Origin of the sequence: Mesorhizobium sp. M2E.F.Ca.ET.209.01.1.1 (assembly GCF_004010375.2) — a bacterium.
Classification (GTDB): Bacteria; Pseudomonadota; Alphaproteobacteria; order Rhizobiales; family Rhizobiaceae; genus Mesorhizobium.
Window position 1 is genome coordinate 1 of record NZ_SADP02000301.1, and the last position, 397, is coordinate 397.

Here is a 397-nt window from a genome sequence, read left to right on the forward strand (position 1 = left end):
GGCGGCACCGGCCATCTGCGCGAGGCGACGGCCAAACTCGACATGAAGAAATGGCCGGCGCCAGCCGTGCGCATGCTGCTTGGCGAAACAACCCTGGCGGAAGCAATGGCGGCGGCTGCGGACTCGAATCCGTTCAAGCAAAGCGGCAACCGCTGCGAGGCAACCTTGTTCGCCGCCGAGCTCGCGCATGTTGAAGGACGGGGCGACGAGGCGCTGCGGCTTTATCGCGGCGCAGCCAGGGACTGCCCCAATGCCTATTACGAGAGTGCCGCGGCCAAAGCCGCGTTGCACGAGTTGGCGCCATGAACGCGAAGATGGACATGCCATCTCCGGTGCTGGGCTTGGGATTGAATGGCCTCCGCTTCGGCGGGCCGTTCTTCGCCAGATCGGAAGAGCA

The 397-nt window shown here is 65.0% G+C and carries 1 pseudogene; it reads left to right on the forward strand.

The window, feature by feature from the left end:
• Positions 1–306: pseudogene (locus EN852_RS41230) on the forward strand (hypothetical protein); the annotation flags it as partial.
• Between the last annotated feature and the right edge of the window lie 91 nt (positions 307–397).